Annotated in this window: 20 protein-coding genes; 12 read left to right on the top strand and 8 right to left on the bottom strand. The window is 65.8% G+C overall.

The features are described from left to right. Positions 1-61 precede the first annotated feature (61 nt). Genes zwf through glk form a run of 4 tightly spaced genes read left to right on the top strand, consistent with a single transcriptional unit; the run spans position 62 to position 4,972 of the window. A complete protein-coding gene (gene zwf, locus ACIQ42_RS01260) occupies positions 62-1,525 on the top strand; it encodes a glucose-6-phosphate dehydrogenase (protein ID WP_397420411.1) in 1,464 nt (487 codons plus the stop codon). 6 nt (positions 1,526-1,531) lie between these two features. Beyond that, positions 1,532-2,188 carry a 6-phosphogluconolactonase gene (pgl, locus tag ACIQ42_RS01255; protein ID WP_397420410.1) on the top strand — a complete coding sequence of 219 codons (657 nt, stop codon included), beginning with the start codon at positions 1,532-1,534 and terminating at the stop codon, positions 2,186-2,188. Positions 2,189-2,192: 4 nt separating this feature from the next. After that, the gene (gene edd / locus ACIQ42_RS01250; RefSeq protein ID WP_397420409.1) at positions 2,193-4,004 is read left to right on the top strand and encodes a phosphogluconate dehydratase; all 1,812 of its coding nucleotides are present in this window, start codon (positions 2,193-2,195) and stop codon (positions 4,002-4,004) included. Further along, complete coding sequence (gene glk, locus ACIQ42_RS01245; protein ID WP_397420408.1) at positions 4,004-4,972, top strand: glucokinase; 969 nt, start codon at positions 4,004-4,006, stop codon at positions 4,970-4,972. The genes edd and glk overlap by 1 nt, the downstream gene beginning before the upstream one ends. Positions 4,973-5,061: 89 nt before the next feature. Here the strand turns inward: glk and ACIQ42_RS01240 are convergent, their stop codons facing one another. From ACIQ42_RS01240 to ACIQ42_RS01220, 5 genes are all read right to left on the bottom strand, one after another. Next, entirely contained in the window at positions 5,062-6,021 is a 960-nt protein-coding gene (locus ACIQ42_RS01240) for an NAD(P)/FAD-dependent oxidoreductase (RefSeq protein ID WP_397420407.1), read from the bottom strand. 96 nt (positions 6,022-6,117) lie between these two features. After that, a complete protein-coding gene (locus tag ACIQ42_RS01235; RefSeq protein WP_397420427.1) occupies positions 6,118-7,641 on the bottom strand; it encodes a cryptochrome/photolyase family protein in 1,524 nt (507 codons plus the stop codon). Then, positions 7,638-7,802, bottom strand: coding sequence for a DUF2256 domain-containing protein (locus ACIQ42_RS01230; protein WP_397420426.1), 165 nt, complete (start codon positions 7,800-7,802; stop codon positions 7,638-7,640). Before ACIQ42_RS01230 ends, ACIQ42_RS01235 begins: the two co-directional genes overlap by 4 nt. Positions 7,803-8,154: 352 nt before the next feature. Further along, the gene (locus tag ACIQ42_RS01225) at positions 8,155-8,937 is read right to left on the bottom strand and encodes an enoyl-CoA hydratase/isomerase family protein (protein ID WP_397420406.1); all 783 of its coding nucleotides are present in this window, start codon (positions 8,935-8,937) and stop codon (positions 8,155-8,157) included. Next, positions 8,934-10,100: an acyl-CoA dehydrogenase family protein gene (locus ACIQ42_RS01220; protein ID WP_397404536.1), complete on the bottom strand. Its 1,167-nt coding sequence runs from the start codon at positions 10,098-10,100 to the stop codon at positions 8,934-8,936. The genes ACIQ42_RS01225 and ACIQ42_RS01220 overlap by 4 nt, the downstream gene beginning before the upstream one ends. A gap of 75 nt (positions 10,101-10,175) precedes the next feature. Between ACIQ42_RS01220 and ACIQ42_RS01215 the strand changes: the two genes are divergently transcribed. The 5 genes from ACIQ42_RS01215 to fba all read left to right on the top strand — a co-directional run bounded on the left by ACIQ42_RS01215 (position 10,176) and on the right by fba (position 15,392). Next, a complete protein-coding gene (locus tag ACIQ42_RS01215) occupies positions 10,176-11,393 on the top strand; it encodes a CaiB/BaiF CoA transferase family protein (protein ID WP_397420405.1) in 1,218 nt (405 codons plus the stop codon). A gap of 8 nt (positions 11,394-11,401) precedes the next feature. Continuing rightward, positions 11,402-11,740, top strand: a complete 339-nt coding sequence (locus ACIQ42_RS01210) for a hypothetical protein (RefSeq protein ID WP_397420404.1) — start codon at positions 11,402-11,404, stop codon at positions 11,738-11,740. Between the two features lie 336 nt (positions 11,741-12,076). Beyond that, positions 12,077-13,087 carry a type I glyceraldehyde-3-phosphate dehydrogenase gene (gene gap / locus ACIQ42_RS01205; protein ID WP_397420403.1) on the top strand — a complete coding sequence of 337 codons (1,011 nt, stop codon included), beginning with the start codon at positions 12,077-12,079 and terminating at the stop codon, positions 13,085-13,087. Between the two features lie 11 nt (positions 13,088-13,098). Continuing rightward, on the top strand, positions 13,099-14,289 hold the full coding sequence (locus tag ACIQ42_RS01200) for a phosphoglycerate kinase (RefSeq protein WP_397420402.1): 1,191 nt from the start codon (positions 13,099-13,101) through the stop codon (positions 14,287-14,289). Between the two features lie 17 nt (positions 14,290-14,306). Continuing rightward, entirely contained in the window at positions 14,307-15,392 is a 1,086-nt protein-coding gene (gene fba, locus ACIQ42_RS01195; RefSeq protein ID WP_397420401.1) for a class II fructose-bisphosphate aldolase, read from the top strand. A 193-nt stretch (positions 15,393-15,585) separates the two neighbouring features. Here the strand turns inward: fba and ACIQ42_RS01190 are convergent, their stop codons facing one another. The 3 genes from ACIQ42_RS01190 to ACIQ42_RS01180 form a co-directional block, all read right to left on the bottom strand. After that, entirely contained in the window at positions 15,586-17,244 is a 1,659-nt protein-coding gene (locus ACIQ42_RS01190; protein ID WP_397420400.1) for an MFS transporter, read from the bottom strand. Between the two features lie 56 nt (positions 17,245-17,300). Continuing rightward, positions 17,301-17,783, bottom strand: a complete 483-nt coding sequence (gene bfr, locus ACIQ42_RS01185) for a bacterioferritin (RefSeq protein WP_397420399.1) — start codon at positions 17,781-17,783, stop codon at positions 17,301-17,303. A 113-nt stretch (positions 17,784-17,896) separates the two neighbouring features. Next, a complete protein-coding gene (locus tag ACIQ42_RS01180) occupies positions 17,897-18,082 on the bottom strand; it encodes a bacterioferritin-associated ferredoxin (protein ID WP_397402498.1) in 186 nt (61 codons plus the stop codon). Positions 18,083-18,214: 132 nt separating this feature from the next. On the opposite strand from ACIQ42_RS01180, the gene thiE reads away from it, so the two are divergent. From thiE to nusA, 3 genes are all read left to right on the top strand, one after another. Next, complete coding sequence (gene thiE / locus ACIQ42_RS01175) at positions 18,215-18,868, top strand: thiamine phosphate synthase (protein WP_397420398.1); 654 nt, start codon at positions 18,215-18,217, stop codon at positions 18,866-18,868. Positions 18,869-19,057: 189 nt separating this feature from the next. Continuing rightward, complete coding sequence (gene rimP / locus ACIQ42_RS01170) at positions 19,058-19,618, top strand: ribosome maturation factor RimP (protein ID WP_397402492.1); 561 nt, start codon at positions 19,058-19,060, stop codon at positions 19,616-19,618. Positions 19,619-19,630: 12 nt separating this feature from the next. Then, on the top strand, positions 19,631-20,684 hold a 1,054-nt coding region (gene nusA / locus ACIQ42_RS01165; protein WP_397420397.1), incomplete at its 3' end, for a transcription termination factor NusA.

Here is a 20,684-nt window from a genome sequence, read left to right as displayed (position 1 = left end):
TCTTGACGTAGGGGGGCGAGGCAGGGTGCTTAGCCCGGTACTCGCGCCAGGAACCCGATCCATGCCCAAGACGCCGCAGGCTGATGCGATCGTGCTCTTCGGCGGCACAGGCGATCTTGCGCGTCGTATGCTTCTGGCGTCGCTGTACTTCCTGGACGCCGACGGCTTCCTGCCGGAGGGCTTTCGGATCGTCGCAACCGCCCGCGCCGCAATGACCCGCGACGCCTTTGTGGCGCTGACCCACAAGACGCTGACCGACCGTCCCGAGGGTATAACCGACGAGGTTTGGGTCCGTTTCTCCGCACGCCTCGACTATGTGGGCGCTGACGCCACCACCATCGAGGGCGCCACCCGGATAAAGACCGCGCTGGGCGGCGCGACACGGCCCTTCTTCTATCTGGCCATCTCGCCCAGTCTGTTCGAGCGTGTCTGCGCGGCGCTGTCGGGGGCCGGGCTAGCGACGTCCGCCTCGCGCATCGTGCTGGAAAAACCCATCGGGCGCGATCTGGAGACCTCGCGCCACATGAACACGGCGCTGGGCGAGATTTTCGACGAAGACCAGATTTTCCGGATCGATCACTATCTGGGCAAGGAAACCGTCCAGAACCTGATCGCCCTGCGCTTCGCCAACACCCTGTTCGAGCCGCTGTGGAACAACCTGACCATCGACCACGTGCAGATCACCGTGGCCGAGACCGAGGGCGTCGGCGAGCGTTGGCCCTACTACGATGAGTACGGCGCGCTGCGCGACATGCTGCAGAACCACATGCTGCAACTGCTGTGCCTGGTGGCCATGGAGCCGCCGGCCGACATGGAGCCGGACTCGGTCCGTAATGAGAAGGTCAAGGTGTTGCGGTCCCTGCGCCGTTTCACGCGAGTGGAAGCGACCGAAAAGTCTGTCCGGGGCCAATACACACCGGGTGTCGTGATCGGCAAAACCGCCGCCGGCTACGAGGCCGAACGCGGTCAGGCCAGCGATACCGAGACCTTCGTGGCCCTTCGCGCCGACATCGACAACTGGCGCTGGGCTGGCGTGCCGTTCTTCCTTCGAACGGGAAAACGCATGCCGGAAAAGCGCACCCAGATCGCCATCCAGTTCAAGCCGGTGCCGCACTCGATCTTCGGCCAGGCGGCGAACCACGACCTCGTGGCCAACCGCCTGATCATCGACCTGCAACCGGACGAGGACATCCGCCTCAGCCTGATGAACAAGGCCCCCGGCCTCAGCCAGGGCGGCATGCGGATGCAGTCCCTGCCGCTGTCGCTCAGCCTGCTGCGCACCTACGAGGGTGCAGGCGGGCGCCGCCGCATTGCCTATGAGCGTCTGTTGCTGGACGTGATCCATGGCGACGCAACCCTGTTCGTCCGCCGCGACGAGGTGGACGAAGCCTGGCGCTGGGTCGACGGCGTCGCCGACGCCTGGGCCGACGCCCACATGACGCCCAAGCCCTACGCCGCCGGCAGCTGGGGACCCCAGGATGCCTTTGCGCTGATCGCACGGTTTGGCCGGGCCTGGTCGGATTGAGCCGCCATGCTCGAGCGCTATCCCGCGTCGGAAGAGCTGTCGGCAGTAGCGGTCGACGCCATCGGGACAGCCTTGTCCGAGGCTGTAGCCTGCCGGAGAACGGCTTCACTGGTCGCCACCGGCGGACGATCCCCCGGGGCAATCTATGACCGCCTCAACCTCGCCGACGTGGACTGGCCCCGGATCACCGTAACGCTATCTGACGATCGCTGTGTGAGCGAGGATCACCCCGACTCCAACGCCCGCCTGGTGCGCTCTCGGCTGCTGAAGGGTCGCGCCGCGGCGGCGCGGTTCCTGCCGCTCTGGCCGGCCCCCGAAACCGCGGCTCTGCGGCCGCTCATGCCCTTCGACGTTGTCATGCTGGGCATGGGCGAGGACGGCCACATCGCTTCGCTGATCCCCGGCGATCCTGGCCTGGAGGACGGTCTGAACACCGTCGAGCTTCTTCGCGACGTGCCCGCCGGCCTGGGAAGTCCCCCGCTGGCGCGGATCACCCTTACGCTCACAGCGATTTTGAACTCACGCGCCATCTTCCTCTTGATCGCCGGTGAGCCTAAGCGCGAGGTGATTTCGCGTGCGCTGGCCGGTGAGGACCTGCCCGTCAGTCGCCTGATCAAGCGGGCTGGCGACCGCCTGCGCATCTTCTGGACGCCCGGAGCCTGAGACCATGCATTCCGTCACCGCCGCGGTCACCGCCCGCATCGTGGAGCGCAGCCGCGAGACCCGCGCCGACTATCTGGAACGCATGGAGGCGGCGCGTCAGGCCGGGCCCGGCAGGGGCAAGCTGTCCTGCGCCAACTGGGCCCATGCCTTCGCCGCCTCGCCTGACGGCGACAAGCAGCAGATGCGCAATCCAACCGCGCCCAACATCGCCATCGTCTCGGCCTACAACGACATGCTCTCGGCGCATCAGCCCTATGAGCGGTTCCCCGAGATCCTGCGCCAGGCGGCCCGCGAGGTCGGTGCCACGGCCCAGTACGCCGGCGGCGTGCCCGCCATGTGTGACGGGGTGACGCAGGGCCGGCCCGGTATGGAGCTGTCGCTGTTCTCCCGCGACGTGATCGCCATGGCGACGGCGGTCGCGCTGACCCATGACGCTTTCGACGCTTCTGTACTGTTGGGTATTTGTGACAAGATCGTGCCGGGGCTGTTTATCGGCGCCGCCGCCTTCGGACATCTGCCCGCGATCTTCGTTCCATCGGGGCCGATGACGTCGGGGATCTCGAACGCCGAGAAGGCCCGGGTGCGGGGGCTCTACGCCGAGGGCAAGGCCACGCGCGATGAGTTGCTCGACTCCGAGATGAAGTCCTACCACGGCCCCGGCACCTGCACCTTCTACGGCACCGCCAACACCAACCAGATGATGATGGAACTGACGGGGCTGCACCTGCCCGGCACCGCCTTCGTGTCGCCCAACACTCCGCTACGTGACGCCCTCACCGCCGCCGCGCCGAAACGGGCCGTCGCGATCCGGGACGGCGGCGATGACTACACACCGTTTTCGGCTGTGGTGGACGCAAAGAGCATCGTCAACGCCATCGCAGGCCTCATGGCGACCGGCGGGTCGACCAACCACACCCTTCACATCCTGGCGATGGCGCGGGCGGCCGGGATCCTGGTCACGTGGGAGGACTTCGACGATCTGAGCCGGGTGACACCCCTGATCGCCAGGGTTTATCCCAACGGCACGGAAGACGTGAACGCCTTTCACGCGGCCGGCGGAATGAGCTTTGTGACCCGCACCCTGCTGGATGCAGGCCTGGTCCATGACGATGTGCGCACGGTCGCCGGTGCGGGCCTGCGCCGCTACATCCAGGAACCCTTCCTAGACGGCGGCAAGCTGGTCTGGCGCGACGGGCCGGCGGTCAGCCTCAACCGCGATATTCTCAGACCCGTCGACGATCCCTTCCAGCCCGAAGGGGGCATGCGGCTGCTGACCGGCCCGCTGGGGCGGGGCGTGATCAAGACCTCCGCCGTGAAACCCGAGCACCGGATCATTGAGGCGCCCGCCCTCGTGTTCGACGATCAGGACGACCTGCTGGCCGCCCATGGGCGTGGCGAGCTCAACCGCGACTTCATCGCCGTAGTCCGGTTCCAGGGGCCCCGCGCCAACGGAATGCCGGAACTTCATTCTCTTTCGCCCCCGCTTGGCGTTCAACTCGACAAGGGGTTCAAGGTGGCCCTGGTCACGGACGGCCGCATGTCAGGCGCCAGCGGCAAGGTGCCGGCTGCGATCCATATGACCCCGGAGGCCTCGGTCGGCGGGCCGTTGGCCTACATCCGCAATGGTGACATCCTGCGTCTCGACGCCGAGGGCGGAACGCTCGAAATCCAGATCGACGTGCGAGAACTGATGAGCCGCGAACGCGCGGTAGCGCCGCGCCCGGCTTCCGGCTATGGCCGCGAGCTCTTTGGCTGGATGCGCCGCGCGGCGGGTCCGGCGGACACCGGCGCATGTGCGCTGTTCGAGGACGCCTGATGAAATCCCAATGGGTCGGCCTGGTCGGCGACGTCGGCGGCACCAATGCGCGCTTCGCGCTGGTCGACGCGCAGGGCCATGTTCGCCACCCGCGTATCTATACGTGCCGCCAGTACGCGAGCCTGGCCGATGTTGTCGTCGAGTACATCAATACGACCGCCGGCCGGAAATGCCCGCCGCGCGCTGTCATCGCGGTGGCTGGACCGGTGCTGGACGGCGAGATCGAGTTCACCAACCTGGACTGGGTGGTGTCCGAGGGCGATCTGGTGGCCCAGTTCGAGTTTGAAGCCATATCGCTGATCAACGACTTCGCCGCCCAGGCTCTGGGGTGTCCGCAGCTTGAGGGGCCAGACCTCAGACAGCTGGGCCCGGCGGTTCCCAGAAGCCACCTTTGCCCCGTGCTGGCGCTCGGCGCCGGGACGGGCTTTGGCGTCGCAGCCCTGGCCCGGAGCGAACGCGGCGACATCACCATCCCCACCGAGGGCGGTCACTCCGGTTTCGCGCCCTGCGACGAGGTCGAGGTTGAGGTCTGGCGCCGCCTGCAGGCCCAGCACGGCCGGGTCTCCATCGAGCGCGTCCTCTCCGGCCAGGGGCTCTATGACCTCTACTGCGCCCTGGCGGACATGCAGGGCAAACCCGCCGCGCTTGCGGACGAGATGGCGGTAACCACCGAGGGTCTGGTGGGCGATGTCCTGGCCGCCGAAACCCTGGACCGGTTCTGCGGTATCCTGGGTGGCGTCGCTGGCAACCTGGCCCTGACCTTCGGCGCGCGTGGCGGCGTCTACGTCTCGGGCGGCATCGCCCCGCGCATCGCCGACCGCATGGCCAAGGGCGTCTTCCGCGCCCGCTTCGAGGACAAGGGCCGGCTGTCAGACTATGTGAAGGCCATTCCGACCTACCTTGTCTTACACCCCTACCCCGCCATCATTGGCGCCGCGCGGAAGCTGGAACAGATGGAGCGGCTGTAGGCGGCGGGTCCTGAATCGCCGGCTCCGATGAAGATCCGTCAGCCGAACTCGGGCGCTTCTGCAATGATGGAAGGCCGACCTTGCGCGGGTCAGGCAACGGAACCGATGGCCGACGTGGCGATCTGCTCCGCCAACATCGTTCCAGACTTCCAGGCCGCTTCAACCCGGGCGCCGATAAACCAGTCGCCGCAGAGGCCAAGCCGACGGTCGGCATCCCAAACGGCGCCGGAGCCTTCCACGCCAGAGCGCGCATACCGCCATCGATGGGTGCTCAAGGCGATGGGTGGCGGCAGCGTCAATTCCAGCTGCGCCGAAAGCGCTGCGGACAGCTCGCTGGCAACCCAGTCTGGGTCATCCTCGAGATGCTGGCTTGACCAGTCCGGTGTCGCCTGCAGGACCCATGCCTCGGGCCCGGTCCGGCCTGGCTTGGAATTGTTCCGCGCCGCCCACCCAAGCACGTCGGCTTCCGTTCCACGCAAGCAGTTTCGAAGGGTCGGCAAGGCATCGCCAAACGCCAGCATCACCGTCCAGCACGGCGCCGCAGGCGCGGCCCGGGCCCGCGCCGCGAGGTCTGGTCTTACCGGCCCAACGAGAGCCGCTGCCTGCTCTGCCGGCAGCGCAAGGACCACTGCATCCACCTCGAGCGACGACCCGGTTTGCGTGGAAAGCCGCCAGCCCTCGGCAAGCGGCGACAGTCCGATGACCTGGGCTCCCCAATGCACTGCAAAGGGCTTCGCCATCTCACGGATGGGCGCATTCATCCCGGGAACGCCGACGAAGGCGTCCTCGCCCGCTACAATCCATGGCGCGACACATCCCGCCGCGATCAGGCCGTCCACCCGGGCTTGAAAACCAGGATCCCGAGCGGTGAAATACTGGGCCCCGTGATCGAATGTCGCCTCGCCTGCGCTGGTCGCAACCCGGCGCGTGGACATTCGGCCGCCAGGACCGCGGCCCTTGTCCAGCACGGTGATCAACTGCCCCTGTCCCGCCAGTCCCTCGGCGCACGCCAGGCCGGCCATCCCGGCGCCCACAATCGCGATATGCATGTTTACCTGCCGCTGAACCGCGCCGAGGCGCGCTCTGTCCCATGATAGGATTTACGACCGAATGAACGGCGCGGCGTGATGTCCGCGGATCTCCCGCTATTCAAGCCCATCGAGAAACTCCGCAGCCTCGACGAGGATCGCCGCCTGGCGTTCCGCCGTCCACCCCGCAAGCGTACGGTACGGCATAGCGAGCCTCGGATTGTTTGAAAGACGGTCTTTCTGCCGAATGAGAAACGCCCAGTAGAGATAGTTGAAGGGGCATGCGTTCGGGCCTGTCTTCTGCTTCACGTCGTAGGCGCAGCCCGAACAGAAGTCCGACATTCGATCGATGTAGGCCCCCGATGCGGCGTAGGGCTTTGAAGCCATCTGGCCGCCATCCGCAAACACGGCCATTCCCAGCGTGTTGGGCATCTCAACCCATTCGAAGGCGTCAGCGTAGACCGCCAGATACCAGCGCTCGATTTCACGAGGCGAGACACCCGCCAGCAGGGCGAAATTGCCTGTCACCATGAGACGTTGAATGTGGTGCGAGTAGGCATGGCGCGCAGTATCGCTGACGGCCTCGCGCAGGCAGCGCATGGACGTGTCACCGGTCCAATAGAAGGCCGGAAGCCGGCGCGTCGCCTGGAGGGCGTTTCGCTCACCGTACTCGGGCATCAAGCTCCAGTAGACGCCTCGCACATATTCCCGCCAGCCCAGGATCTGCCGGACAAACCCCTCAACCGCGTTCAATGCGGCAGAACCAGACCGCCAGGCGCCTTCAGCGGCCTCGCAGACCTCCCGGGGCGAGAGCAGGCCAAGGTTCAGGGCCGGGGCGAGAAGCGAGTGGAAAAGGAAGGGCGCGCCTGCCCTCATGGCATCCTGGTAGTCGCCGAAGCGCGGCAGGCCCACGTCGATGAAGTCGTTCAAGGCCCGCAGTGCATCCTGCCGGCTGACAGGCCAGCCGAAGTCTTCGATCCCTCCGAAGTGATCGCTGAAGCGTTGCTCTACCAGTTCGATCACAGCCTGCGTGGTCTCATCGGGCGGGAACCGTAGCCGGGGGGGGAGGAGTGTCGATGCGGGCAAAGGCTTGCGGTTTTCCGCATCAAAGTTCCATGCGCCGCCCGTCGGTTTGTCCCCCTCCATCAAGATGTCGTGCTCGCGCCGCATTTCGCGATAAAAATGCTCCATACGCCATCCACGACGCCCTTGCGCCCAGGCCGCGAAACGGGTGCGGCTTGCAAAGAAGCGATCATCGGAGCGAATTTCGACCGGCAGGCCGGTCGAGGCGGCCCAGCCCTCGACCATCTTCAGCACCCGCCACTCCCCGGGCTCGGTCACCATCAGGCGATCCGGCGTGTGCCGAGCGACGGCGCGTCGCATCTCGGTTGTCAGGTCGCCGGTGTTATCCGGGTCTTCCAGCGTCACGTAGTCAACCGTGACCCCCGTCTGGCGCAGTTCCTCCGCAAAATGGCGCATGGCGGATAATACCAGCACGATCTTCTGCTTGTGATGCTGGACGTAGGTGTTTTCCGCCATCACCTCCATCATCAGCACGACGTCTCGTTCGGGATCGAGACCGACGAGCGCCGAGACGCCGAGGGACAGCTGATCCCCAAGAATGATCCTCAGACTGCTCATTGCGATCCCTGGAGCGGCTTTTGGAGCGTTGTGCCGACGCCCCGACAGCGTTCCGAGCAGTACTTTACGTTTGTCCAGTCCCGCGCCCACTTCTTGCGCCAGTTGAACGGTCGACCGCAGGTGACGCAGGGCTTGGACGGGAGGTCTGACTTTGATCGCATCTTGGCCATATGACTACCCTGTCTATCCCCAGGTGATCGGCGACGTAGACGATGTCAGGTGCATTCGTCCGGTCGCCACTTCTTCGCCCGCTGTGCCAAAAACCATCGCATGGTCGCCTTTAGCGCCGGGCGCAGCCCGAGAAACGCCAGATGTGCTTGGACCCACAATATGCCGGGTCGACGCCCGGGCGGCGAGCGGACGCAGGCGCGGCGGCCACCGGAAACCGGGCTCCTGAACGACCGATTTGAGTCGAAAGCGGTCCCAAATTCCGCAGCGGAAAGCGGCCGTTCGATGCGTTGATCGCGCGGGCGTCCAGCCGGAGCAAGACGTCGGGTTCTATTCCCTGGAGACCTATCGCCAGGCGAAGTCTCCGCTGCGACGCTCGGCCACCGACTTCACGCCCTCGGCAAAATCATCCGTCGCCCGCAGAGCTGTCTGCTGGATGTGCTCGTGGCCGGTCCGCTCGCGAACCGCCGCCGCCAGCTCCCCGCGCATGGTCCGGCGTGTGGCCAGCAAGGCCAGGGGCGCATTGTCCGCAATTTCCGCTGCCAGTTGCAGTGCGCCTTCGCGCAGATCTTCCAGCGGCACCACCTCGTCCACCAGACCCCAGGGCTTGCCCTCGTCGGCCTTCACCCGCCGACCACTGAGGAACATCAGCGAGGCCCGGTGCGCCCCGATCACCCGCGGCAGGGTGTGTGTGAGGCCAAAGCCGGGGTGAAAGCCCAGCTTGACGAAGTTGGCGGCGAACTTGGCGTCCGGAGACGCCACGCGGAAATCCGCCACCATGGCCAGTCCCAGCCCCGCGCCCACCGCCGCGCCCTGAACGGCCGCCACGATGGTGGTCTCGATGGAGAACAGCCGCACGGCCTGTTCATAGAGCGCCGAAATCCCGTCCATTCCGCCGGCCACGCTATCGCCCGGCGTGGTGAAATCGGCCCCGGCGCAGAAGTTCTTGCCGTCGGCCTGCAGCACGATGGCCCGCGCCTGGCGGCCGGCGTCGACCGCCTCCATGCAGTCGGCAAGGTCGCTCATCATCTCGACGGAGACGTGGTTGTTCGGCGGGCGGCTGAAGGTCACCACCGCCACATGGCCCACGATCGCGACCGTTACGTTCTCGCCCCAGGTGCTCTTCATCGTCTCGTCCCCAACAGGTTTCTCGCCACCACCCACTTATGCACTTCGGTGGGGCCGTCATAGATTCTCATGGTCCGGAGCTTTGCCTGCATCAGTTGCAGGGGCAGCTCCTTGGTCATGCCCATGGCGCCGAACGCCTGCATGGCGCGGTCCACGGTTTCATAGGCCATCTCGGTGGCGAACCATTTGATCATGCTGATCTCGGAACGCACATCGCGGCCATTGTCCTGCTTCCAGGCGCAGTCGTAGGTCATCAGGCGGGCGGCATGGATCTTGGTCGCCGCTTCCGCCACCCAGAACTGGATCGCCTGACGTTCCGACAGCGGCAGGCCGAAGGTTTTCCGCTGCGGCGCATATTCGATCACCATGTCCAGCGCGCGCTGGGCCATGCCGACCGACCATGCCGCCATCTGGATCCGCCGGGTGCCAAGCCGCACCTGCATCGGTGCAAACCCGGACCCTTCCTGACCCAGCAGCTTCCAGCCCTCGACCCGGCAGTCCTCCAGGGCGATCTCGTAGCTGTACTGTCCGCCCAGCATCGGAATGCGGCGCAGGATGTTGAAGCCCGGCGTGTCGCGATCCACCAGAAACGCCGACATCCCGCCCCGCGCGCCCTTCACCTTGTCGGTGACCGCCATCAGGATGGTGAAGTCGGACTCTGCGGCGCGTGTGATCCAGATTTTCCGGCCGTTGATCACCCAGTCGTCGCCGTCGCGGACAGCGTATGTGGTCATCCCGGCGGGGTCAGAGCCTGCACCCGGCTCGGAAATCCCGATCGCGGAACTGATCTTGCCCGCCACATAGGGCGCCAGATAGGCGTCGCGCTGACGATCGTTCACCGTGGCCATCAGCATCCGCAGGTTCGGGCTGTCTGGCGGGAGCGTGTAGGGCGTCATGCAGCGCCCCATCTCCTCCTCGACGCCGACCATGGCCAGCATCGGCAGGTCCGAACCGCCCACATCCTCTGGTGCATCCAGCCCGAACAGGCCGAGTTCGTGGGCGCGGGCGTCGAGGCGGGCGTGTTCGGCGGCGCCGATGGTCAGCCCCCGGCCCTCGGCCTCGCTGGCCATCACGGCGGCTTCCAGCGGCATCAGCTCGTCGCGGACGAACTTCTGCACCAGGTCCTTGAGCATGCGATGCTCTTCGGCGAGTTCGAAGTCCACTGGCTTCCCCTAACGCGTCATTTGTTGTTGTAGAGAACCCTTATAGCGACGCGACGACAACAGGGGAGGCATGACGTGGCGACAACCCGGACACTTGCCGACAAACCAACGGGACCGCTGTCGGGCATCCGCATCCTGGACCTGACCAGCGTGGTCAACGGCGCATACGGCACCCAGATCCTCGCCGACCAGGGCGCCGACGTTATCAAGGTCGAGGATCCCGGATCCGGTCGCGGTGATGGCGGCGATATCATGCGTTGGGCCGGCCACCTGCCCGAGGGCGCGCCGCGGGGCATGGGGCCCATCTTCTTGACCATCAACCGCAACAAGCGATCGATCCTCATCAACATGAAGTCCGAGCCGGGCAAGAAGGCGCTGGCCAGGTTGATCCGCAGTTGCGACGTGCTGACCACCTCGGTCCGCTACGACGGCATGACCCGGCTGGGCCTCAGCTACGAGGACGTGGCCGCCATCAAGCCCGACATCATCTATGTCCACGCCGCCGGTTATGGCTCGGACGGCCCCTATGCGGGCGAGCCGGCCTATGACGACCTGATCCAGTCCGCCTCGGGTATGGCCGACATCCTGCCGCGCACCGATGGCAATCCGATCCCGCGTATCCTGCCGACGCTGGTGGCCGACAAGGTCTCGGGCCTGTTCTTCTCCCAGGCCGTCACCGCCGCCCTGCTGCACAAGGCGCGCACCGGCGAGGGCCAGTTCGTCGAGGTGCCGATGCTGGAGTGCGTCACCAGCTTCCTGCTGGTCGAACATCTCTACGATCACACCTTCCAGCCGCCGACCGGTCAGTGGGGCTATCAGCGGGTGATCAACCCCAATCGCAAGCCCTTCGCCACCAAGGACGGCTACATCGGCCTGCTGCCCTACACCGACAAGCAGTGGGACCAGTTCTTCGACGCCGCCGGTGTTGGCGAGGCCGTCAAAACCGACCCGCGCTTCGCCGACTACGCCACCCGCGCCAAACACACCGTCGAGCTCTACGGCATGATCGAGACGGCCGCGGCCACCAAGACCACCCAGGAGTGGCTGGATATCCTCAAGCCCCTGTCGATCCCGGTGGTGAAGACCAACACCCTGGACGACCTGGACCACGACCCGCACCTGAACGCCGTCGGCTTCTTCGAGACCTATGACCACCCGCAGGTCGGCGCCTACCGCCAGATCAAGCCGCCGGTGAAGTTCTCCAAGTCACCCAGCAACATCCGTCGCCACCCCCCGATGCTGGGCGAACATACCGACGAGATCCTTGCCGAGATCGGCGGGGACGAGGGCTGAGTGATCCTGTGCGCGTCGTCGTCATCGGCAGTTCCGGTTCGGGTAAATCCACGTTCGGCCATCGGCTGAGCGGGGCCTGCGACCTGGCGCGCGTTGAACTGGATGCGCTCAATTGGGCGCCCGGCTGGGTGGATCGGTCGAAGACAGACCTCGAGGACTTCGTGCGCCGGGTCGAAGCCGCCATCGCGGGCGAGCGCTGGGTGACCGACGGCAACTATCGCGAAGCCATGACGCGCATCCTGCCTCGCGCCACCCACCTGATCTGGCTGGACTACTCGCGGGCCGTGGTGATGCGCCGGGTGATCCAGCGCAGTCGGCCAGCAGGAGCTGTGGCCGGGAACTGGTAACCGCGAGGACTTCCGGCGCTGGCTGAGCAAGGAGCATCCCATCCGCTGGGCCTGGGACACCTACAACCGTCGCCGCCTGCAATATGAAGCCCTGTTCGCCGAGCCCCGGCTTGCCGCCGTCTCGAAGCATCGCCTTCGCCACCCCCGCGAGGCCGAACCCCTCATCGCCAGATTGGCGGCCGACTCGCTCCTCGGCTGAACCCGCTCGCGTAGCCGGGGTCACACCGGCAGAGAATTGGAAGCACCTTGACGTTAGGAACGCCCTCGAGGGGTTGACTCACCGACCCCCGGCCTGAAGAAACCGCGCCACAACCTGACCCCGAGGAGCTCCGCCCCATGACCGTTCGCGTCGCCATCAACGGATTTGGCCGCATCGGCCGCCTGGTCCTGCGTTCGATCGTCGAACACGGCCGTACCGACATTCAGGTTGTGGCGATCAACGATCTGGGCCCGGTCGAGACCAACGCCCATCTGCTACGCTATGACAGCGTTCATGGCCGGTTCCCCGGCACAGTCACCGTCGAGGGCGACACCATTGACGTGGGCTATGGCCCGATCAAGGTGACGGCGATCCGCGATCCGAAGGATCTGCCGCACAAGGCGCTGAACGTCGACATCGCGCTGGAGTGCACCGGCCTGTTCACGGCCCGAGACAAGGCCGCCGCCCACCTGGCAGCCGGCGCAAAGCGCGTCATCATCTCGGCGCCCGGCGAGGGCGTCGACAAGACCATCGTCTTCGGCGTCAACCACGACACGCTCACCGCCGCCGACACCGTGATCTCCAACGCCTCGTGCACCACCAACTGCCTGGCCCCGGTGGCCAAGGTCCTGCAGGACCTGTGCGGCATCGAGCGCGGCTACATGACTACCGTCCACTCCTACACCGGCGACCAGCCGACGCTGGATACGATGCACAAGGACCTTTACCGCGGCCGCGCCGCCGCCATGTCGATGATCCCCACCTCCACCGGCGCCGCCAAGGCCTTGGGGCTGGTGATCCCGGCGCTGGCGGGCAAGCTGGACGGTTCGTCCATCCGCGTGCCGACGCCCAACGTCTCGGTGGTCGATCTCACCTTCGTGCCCGGCCGGGCTGTGACGGCCAAGGAAATCAACGACGCCATGAGCGCCGCGGCGGCCTCGGGTCCGCTCAAGGGCGTGCTGGCGGTGACCAACGATCCACTGGTCTCCATCGACCTGAACCACGACGCAGCCTCCTCGACCGTGGCCCTGCCGCAGACCCAGGTGATCGACGGCGGCCTCGGACGCGTGCTGAGCTGGTACGACAACGAGTGGGGCTTCTCGACCCGGATGGCGGACACCGCGCTGGCCGTGGCCAAGTTTTTCTAGAGACCGATCAAATGGCTTTCCGCACCCTCGACGACGCTGACCTCCAGGGCCGTCGCGCTCTGGTGCGGGTGGACTTCAATGTGCCGATGGAGGATGGCCTCGTCAGCGACGACACGCGTCTGCGCGCCGCCAAGCCGACGGTCGACAAGCTCCGCGCCGGCGGGGCCAAGGTGATCCTGATCGCCCACTTCGACCGGCCCAAGGGCAAGGTCGTGCCGTCCATGAGCCTCCGGCCCATCGTGGCGCCGCTGGCAAAGGTGCTGGGCGTGCCCGTCGCCTTCGCCGACAACTGCATCGGCCAGCATGCGCGTGAAGCCGTGAACGCCATGCAGCCGGGCGAGGTGCTGCTGCTGGAAAACGTGCGCTTCCACGCCGGAGAGGAAGCCAACGACCGCGAATTCGCCGACGCCCTGGCCGCCAACGGCGATCTCTATGTCAATGACGCCTTCTCGGCCGCCCACCGGGCCCACGCCTCGACGGAGGCGCTCGCCAAACGCCTGCCCGCCTATGCCGGCGAGCAGATGCGGCTGGAGCTGAACGCCCTCAACGCGGCGCTCGGCCATCCCGAGCGGCCCGTGCTGGGCATCGTCGGCGGGTCAAAGGTTTCCACCAAGCTGGATCTGCTGCGCAACCTCGTCACCAGGCTGGACAAGCTGGCCATCGGCGGCGGCATGGCCAACACCTTCCTCTATGCCCAGGGCCACGACGTCGGTGCCTCCTATTGCGAGAAGGAGCTGGCCGATACCGCCCGCGACATCATTCGGCTGGCGGGCCAGAACAACTGCAAGCTCTTCCTGCCCATCGACATTGTGGTGGCCGAACGGCTGGCACCGGGCGCACCGGCCCGCGTACGCGATATCGGCCACGTCGACGATGAGGAGCGCATCCTCGACGCTGGCCCCGAAACGGTCGAACGTCTCTGCCGGGCAATGAGCAATTCAAAGACCCTGATCTGGAACGGTCCGCTTGGCGTGTTCGAGATGCCGCCTTTCGACAAAGGCACCATGGAAGCCGCGCGCCATGCCGCCAAGCTGGCGAAGGCTGGAAAGCTGGTGGCGGTGGCCGGCGGTGGTGATACCGTCGCGGCTTTGAACGCGGCTGGCGTCTCTGACGACTTCACCTTCGTCTCTACCGCTGGCGGCGCGTTTCTTGAATGGATGGAAGGCAAGGTGCTGCCCGGCGTGGCAGCATTGAACCAATAGGAAACAGGTAAGGGGCCATGGCTCGTATTACGCTTCGACAGCTTCTCGATCATGCCGCCGAGCACGGCTATGGCGTGCCGGCGTTCAACATCAACAATATGGAGCAGGCGCTGGCGATCATGGAGGCTGCCGAGGCCACCGACAGCCCGGTGATCATGCAGGCCAGTCGCGGCGCGCGCTCCTACGCCAACGACATCGTTCTGAAGTACCTGATCGACGCCATGGCGGAGATGTATCCCCATATCCCGATCTGCATGCACCAGGACCACGGCAACAACGAAGCCACCTGCGCCACCGCCATCCAGTACGGCTTCACCAGCGTCATGATGGATGGGTCGCTGATGGGCGACGGCAAGACGCCCGCCGACTACGACTACAACGTCAGGGTCACGCGCAATGTCGTGGACATGGCCCACTGGGTGGGCGCCTCGGTGGAAGGCGAGCTCGGCGTCCTGGGCAGCCTCGAGACCGGCATGGGCGAAAAGGAAGACGGCCACGGATTTGAGGGCAAGCTCGACCATAGCCAGCTCCTCACCGATCCCGACCAGGCGGTCGACTTCGTGAAGGCCACCCAGGTCGACGCTCTGGCCATTGCCATGGGCACCAGCCACGGCGCCTACAAGTTCACCCGCAAGCCCGACGGCGATGTGCTGGCCATGAACGTGATCGAGGAAATCCACCGTCGCCTGCCCAATACCCATCTGGTGATGCATGGATCATCGTCGGTGCCGCAGGACCTGCAGGACCTGATCAATCAGTATGGCGGCGAGATGCCGCAGACCTGGGGCGTGCCGGTGGAAGAGATCCAGCGCGGCATCAAGCATGGCGTGCGCAAGATCAACATCGACACCGACAACCGCATGGCCATTACCGCGGCGATCCGGAAGGTGTTCGCAGAGAAGCCCGGCGAGTTCGACCCGCGCAGCTATCTGAAGCCCGCCAAGGAAGCCATGCGCAAGGTCTGCATCCAGCGCTTCGAGGAGTTCGGGACGGCTGGCCACGCCGCCAGCATCAAGGCGATTCCGCTGTCGGCCATGGCCAAGCGCTATGCCGGCGGCGAACTGGCGCCGAAGATCGGCATCACCCGGGCGGCGGCGGAGTAGGTACTCCCAGATCCTCCCAACACTGTCATCCCGGTTTCGCGGTACGCGAAGACCGGGACCCATATGCACCGGATCATGCCGAGGTTGCCTGGGCGAACGGATTGGGCGTGATGGGGCGCACGGAGTCTATGGGTCACGGTCTTTGGCTGCGCCAAAACCGGGACGACAGTGGTGGGTATGGGGCACCCGTTGTTCAAGCCTCGATTCGGTTTCCCCGCATCTCCTTGACCCAGAAGAAGCCGATCACGGTCGACGCCGCAGCGACCACGATCGGGTACCAGAGGCCGTAGTAGATGTTGCCGGTGGCGGCCACCATGGCGAAGGCCGTGGTGGGCAGGAAGCCGCCGAACCAGCCGTTGCCGATATGGTAGGGCAGGGACATCGAGGTGTAGCGGATGCGGGCCGGGAACATCTCGACCAGCGCCGCCGCATAGGGTCCGTAGACCAGGGTCGCATAGATCACCAGCACCCAGAGCAGGAACACCACGCGCGGCTTGTCGACCTTGGCAGGATCAGCCTTGAGCGGATAGCCCGCCGCCTTGAGCTCGGCGGCGAAGGCCTTGGTCCAGGCGTCCTTGGCGGTTTTGAACTCGGCTGTCGGCAGATCAGAGCCTTCCAGGCTCGCGAACACTTTTCCGCCGATGCGGATCACCGCCGCGGCGCCGGCCGGCGCGGCCTCGTTGCCATAGGAAACCCCGGCGCTGGACAGCGCGCCCTTGGCCACGTCGCAGCCCGTCGAAAACGTCTGCTTGCCTACCGGATCGAACTGGAAGTGACAGGTCGCAGGGTCAGCGACCACCACGACCGGCGCTCGCGCGGTGGCCGCCGCCAGCTCGGGATTGGCCGCCACCGTCAGCGCCTGGAAGATTGGCATATAGGTGAAGACCGCCAGGGCGAAGCCGGCCAGGATCACCGGCTTGCGGCCGATCTTGTCCGACAGCCAGCCGAAGATGACGAAGAAGGGGGTCGCTAGCAGCAGGGCGATCGCCACCAGGGTGTTGGTCAGGGCGCCGTCGACCTTCAGCATCTTCTCCAGGAAGAACAGGGCGTAGAACTGGCCCGCATACCAGACCACGGCATTGCCGGCGGCCAGGCCGAACAGCGCCTGCAGCACCAGCTTCAGGTTCGGCCACTCGGTAAAGCTTTCCGCCAGCGGCCGCTTCGAGCCTTTGCCCTCGTCGACCATCTTCTGGAACACCGGGCTTTCGTTGAGCTGCATCCGGATCCAGAGCGAGACGCCCAGTAGCAGGATCGACACCAGGAACGGCACGCGCCAGCCCCATTCCTTGAACGCCTCCTCGCCGATCATGGTCCGGACCAGCAGGATCACCGCGAGGCTCATGAACAGGCCGGTCGTAGCCGTGGTCTGGATCCAGCTGGTGTAGAGCCCGCGTTTGCCGGGCGGAGAGTGCTCGGCCACATAGATCGCCGCACCGCCGTACTCGCCGCCCAGGGCCAGGCCCTGCAGCAGCCGAAGGATAATCAGCAGGATCGGAGCCAGCACCCCGATCTCGTCGTAGCTGGGCAACAGACCAACCGCGAACGTCGAGGCGCCCATCAGCAGCATGGTGACCAGGAAAGTGTTCTTGCGACCCCACAGATCGCCCAGCGGGCCGAACACAAGTGCGCCCAGCGGCCGCACCGCAAACCCGGCCGCAAAGGCCAGAAGGGCGAAGATATAGCCGGTGGTCTCGTTCACCCCGGCAAAGAAGTGATGGGTGATGAAGCTGGCCAGCGAGCCGTAGAGGAAGAAGTCGTACCACTCGAAGATGGTGCCGACCGAGGCGCCGGCCACCACCTTGACGTGGGAATCCGGCTTTGCCGCCGCCTCAGATCCGCTCTCGACCGCCATTCCCGTCTCCCCCGATTTTCGCCGGAGGGACGGTAGGGTGAAGCTGGCCCCCTTGGCTACCCTGCAGGCAGCTCGCCCATGGCGCTTTGCAGATAATTGGCCTCGCCCAGGCTTTTCAGCAGCGACAGCTGGGTCTCGAGGAAGTCGATGTGATGTTCTGTGTCGCTCAGAATGGTCTGGAGCAACTCGCGCGAGACGAAATCGGCGGACTGTTCGGTCAGCTTCACGCCCTCGATCAGAGTGGCCCGGCCGCCCGTCTCGACCGCCAGATCGGCTGTCAGGCACTCACCCACCGTTTCACCGATGTGCAGCTTGTGCAGGTCCTGCAGGTTGGGCAGGCCATCCAGGAACAGGATGCGGTGGATCAGCTTGTCGGCGTGCTTCATCTCGCCGATCGATTCCTCGTAGGTAATCTTGCCGAGGCGCGCGAACCCCCAGTTCTCGTACATGCGGGCGTGCAGGAAGTACTGGTTGATCGCCGTCAGCTCATTGGTCAGTACGGCGTTGAGCAGCCGGATGATCGCCTTGTCGCCTTGCATCGCCTGTCTTTCCTGATCGTGGTTCGCGCGGACCCTCGGCCACGTCGGCGCGCGAAGTCAAAGCCTATGTTTGCAAGTGATTTGCGGTCGCTGAAAAAGGTGGGGCGGAGCGACTATTCCGCCGCGAAACGCATCGTCTCGCGCGATTCATCCAGCATCCTGCGCATGTCGCAGACACAGCGGGCGCACTGGGCGGCGCTGTCACAGGCCTTGAAGATCTGCGCGGGCTTTGTCGCGCCGGCGGCGATCGCCGCGCGGACCTGACGTTCACGGATACCGTTGCAGTTGCAGACATACATGGCGCGCGGATCGCTCCTGGCTGACGGTTCAAATCTAGACACTTGCGAACGCGTTTGCAAGTCATTCTCATCTTGCCGCAATATCGGTGCCAGACCCCTGCCGCCGGGCTCGTGTCTGTGTATGAAGGGTCCATGGCCCTGCCCCTCTGTCGCCTCTACCTGATCACCCCGCCGCGCCTCGACGATCTGGCCGCGTTCGGACATTTCCTGGCGCAAACGCTGGACGCCGGCGACGTGGCCGCCCTGCAGATCCGCCTCAAGGACGTGGCCGACGAGATCGTCTGCGCCGCGGTGGATGCGCTGGCGCCCATCGCCCAGGCCCGGGGCGTCGCCGTGATCCTCAATGACCGCCCCGACCTCGCCGCCCGCATGAGCTGCGACGGCGTGCATGTGGGCCAGTCCGACGCCAGCCTGGCTGAAGCGCGAAAGATCATGGGCGCGGAGGCCATGATCGGCGTCACATGCCATGACAGCCTGCACCTCGCCATGGAGGCGGCCGAGGGCGGCGCAGACTATGTGGCATTCGGCGCCTTCTTCCCGACCACCACCAAGGATGCCCCGACCCGCGCCGACCTGGATCTGTTGGCCGGCTGGCAGGCCGACATGGTGATCCCCTGTGTGGCCATCGGCGGGATCACGGTGGAGACTGTCCGCAGCATCGCCCGCGCCGGCGCCGATTTCGCTGCCATATCGGCGGGGGTCTGGGCCTATGCTGACGGCCCGGCGGCTGCGATCAGGGCGCTGAACCACGAGATCGCGCTGGGCGTGGCCGAACGGGGGACCTGAAGCTCGGCGGCGCGCCGTCAGCTCGGGCCCAGGCGTCACCATCCTTCAGGTCAGCTGATCCATAGGGGCTGACAAACCCGCATTCGCCCGCTATAAACCTATCAACATCGTCCGTTTGCGCTGTAAGGTGCCTACGAGCGGCGGGCTCCGGCCCGGCCGCTCTTTTCTTTGCCGGAGGCTTGGGTTCCCGTGCGTGGGAAGACCGCTGAAGATCTGAACCTGCTGGAACTGCTCGACCCCGTGGCCGAGGCAGCCGGTTACGCCATCGTGCGCCTGCGCCTGATGGGCGGTGCCGAAACGCGCCGGTTGCAGATCATGGCCGAGCGGCAGTCGGATGGCGACATGGTGGTGGAGGACTGCGCGCGGCTGTCGCGGGCGATTTCCGAAATCATGGACGCGGCTGATCCGATCAGCGGCGAATACACCCTGGAGGTCTCGTCGCCCGGCGTGGACCGGCCGCTGACCCGGCTGGCCGATTTCGCCACCTTCGAGGGCCATGAGGCGAAGATCGAGCTGGACCGCCTGGCCGAGGGCCGAAAGCGCTTTCGAGGCGATCTGGCCGGTATCGAAGGTGATCAGGTGGCGCTGGACCTCGAGGGCGAGGACGAGACCGTGCTGGTCCCCTTCGCCTGGATCGTCGAGGCCAAGCTGGTCCTGACCGACGCATTGATGAAGCGGGGCGCCGACATTCGCGCGGCCCGCCTGGCTGCAGAAGGCCAGATGTCCGAACAACAACAGACGACCGAGTAAGAAGGAAATCCCATGAGCCTCACCGGCATCTCCGCCAACCGGCTTGAACTCCTGCAGATCGCCGAGGCCGTGGCCCGCGAGAAATCGATCGACAAGGAAATCGTCATCGAGGCGATCGAGGAAGCGATCCAGAAGGGCGCCCGCTCGCGCTATGGTGCCGAGCACGACATCCGGGTCCACATCGATCCCAAGACCGGCGAGACCACCATCAAGCGGGTGATCACGGTGGTCGCGGACGACGCGGTGTTCGGCGGCGGAGTGGATGAAGACGGCGCCGAGCTGCCCTTCGAGGAGCCGCCCGGCATCATGCGCCTGGCCGACGCGCTGCGCCGCGAGAAGACCGCCAAGATCGGCGATACCTACGACGAAATCCTTCCGCCCTTCGAGTTCGGCCGGGTGCAGACCCAGATGGCCCGCCAGGTGGTGATGGGCAAGGTCCGCGACGCCGAGCGCGAGCGCCAGTTCGAGGAATACAAGGACCGCGTCGGCGAGATCGTCAGCGGCGCCGTCAAGCGCGTCGAATACGGCAACGTCGTGGTCGACCTCGGCCGGGGCGAGGGCATCATGCGCCGCGACCAATCGATCCCGCGCGAGAACTTCAATATCGGCGACCGCGTGCGTTGCTACATCTATGACGTCCGCCGCGAGACCAAGGGCCCGCAGATCCTGCTCAGCCGCGCCCACGGCGGCTTCATGGCCAAGCTGTTCGCCCAGGAAGTGCCCGAGGTCTACGACGGCGTCATCGAGATCCGCGCCGTGGCTCGCGATCCGGGCAGCCGCGCCAAGATGGCGGTGATCTCTAACGACTCATCCATCGACCCTGTCGGCGCCTGCGTCGGCATGCGCGGCAGCCGCGTGCAGGCGGTGGTGGCCGAACTGCAGGGCGAGAAGATCGACATCATCCAGTGGAGCCAGGACGAGGCCACCTTCATCGTCAACGCCCTGGCCCCCGCCGAGGTCTCCAAGGTGGTGATGGACGAGGAAGACGAGCGCGTCGAAGTGGTCGTGCCGGATGAGCAACTATCCCTGGCGATCGGTCGCCGTGGCCAGAACGTACGCCTCGCCA

The sequence above is a fragment of the Phenylobacterium sp. genome (genome assembly GCF_044372605.1).
GTDB lineage: Bacteria > Pseudomonadota > Alphaproteobacteria > Caulobacterales > Caulobacteraceae > Phenylobacterium.
The sequence above is the reverse complement of the archived record's forward strand: the minus strand, read 5'-3'. Positions and strand labels throughout refer to the sequence as shown.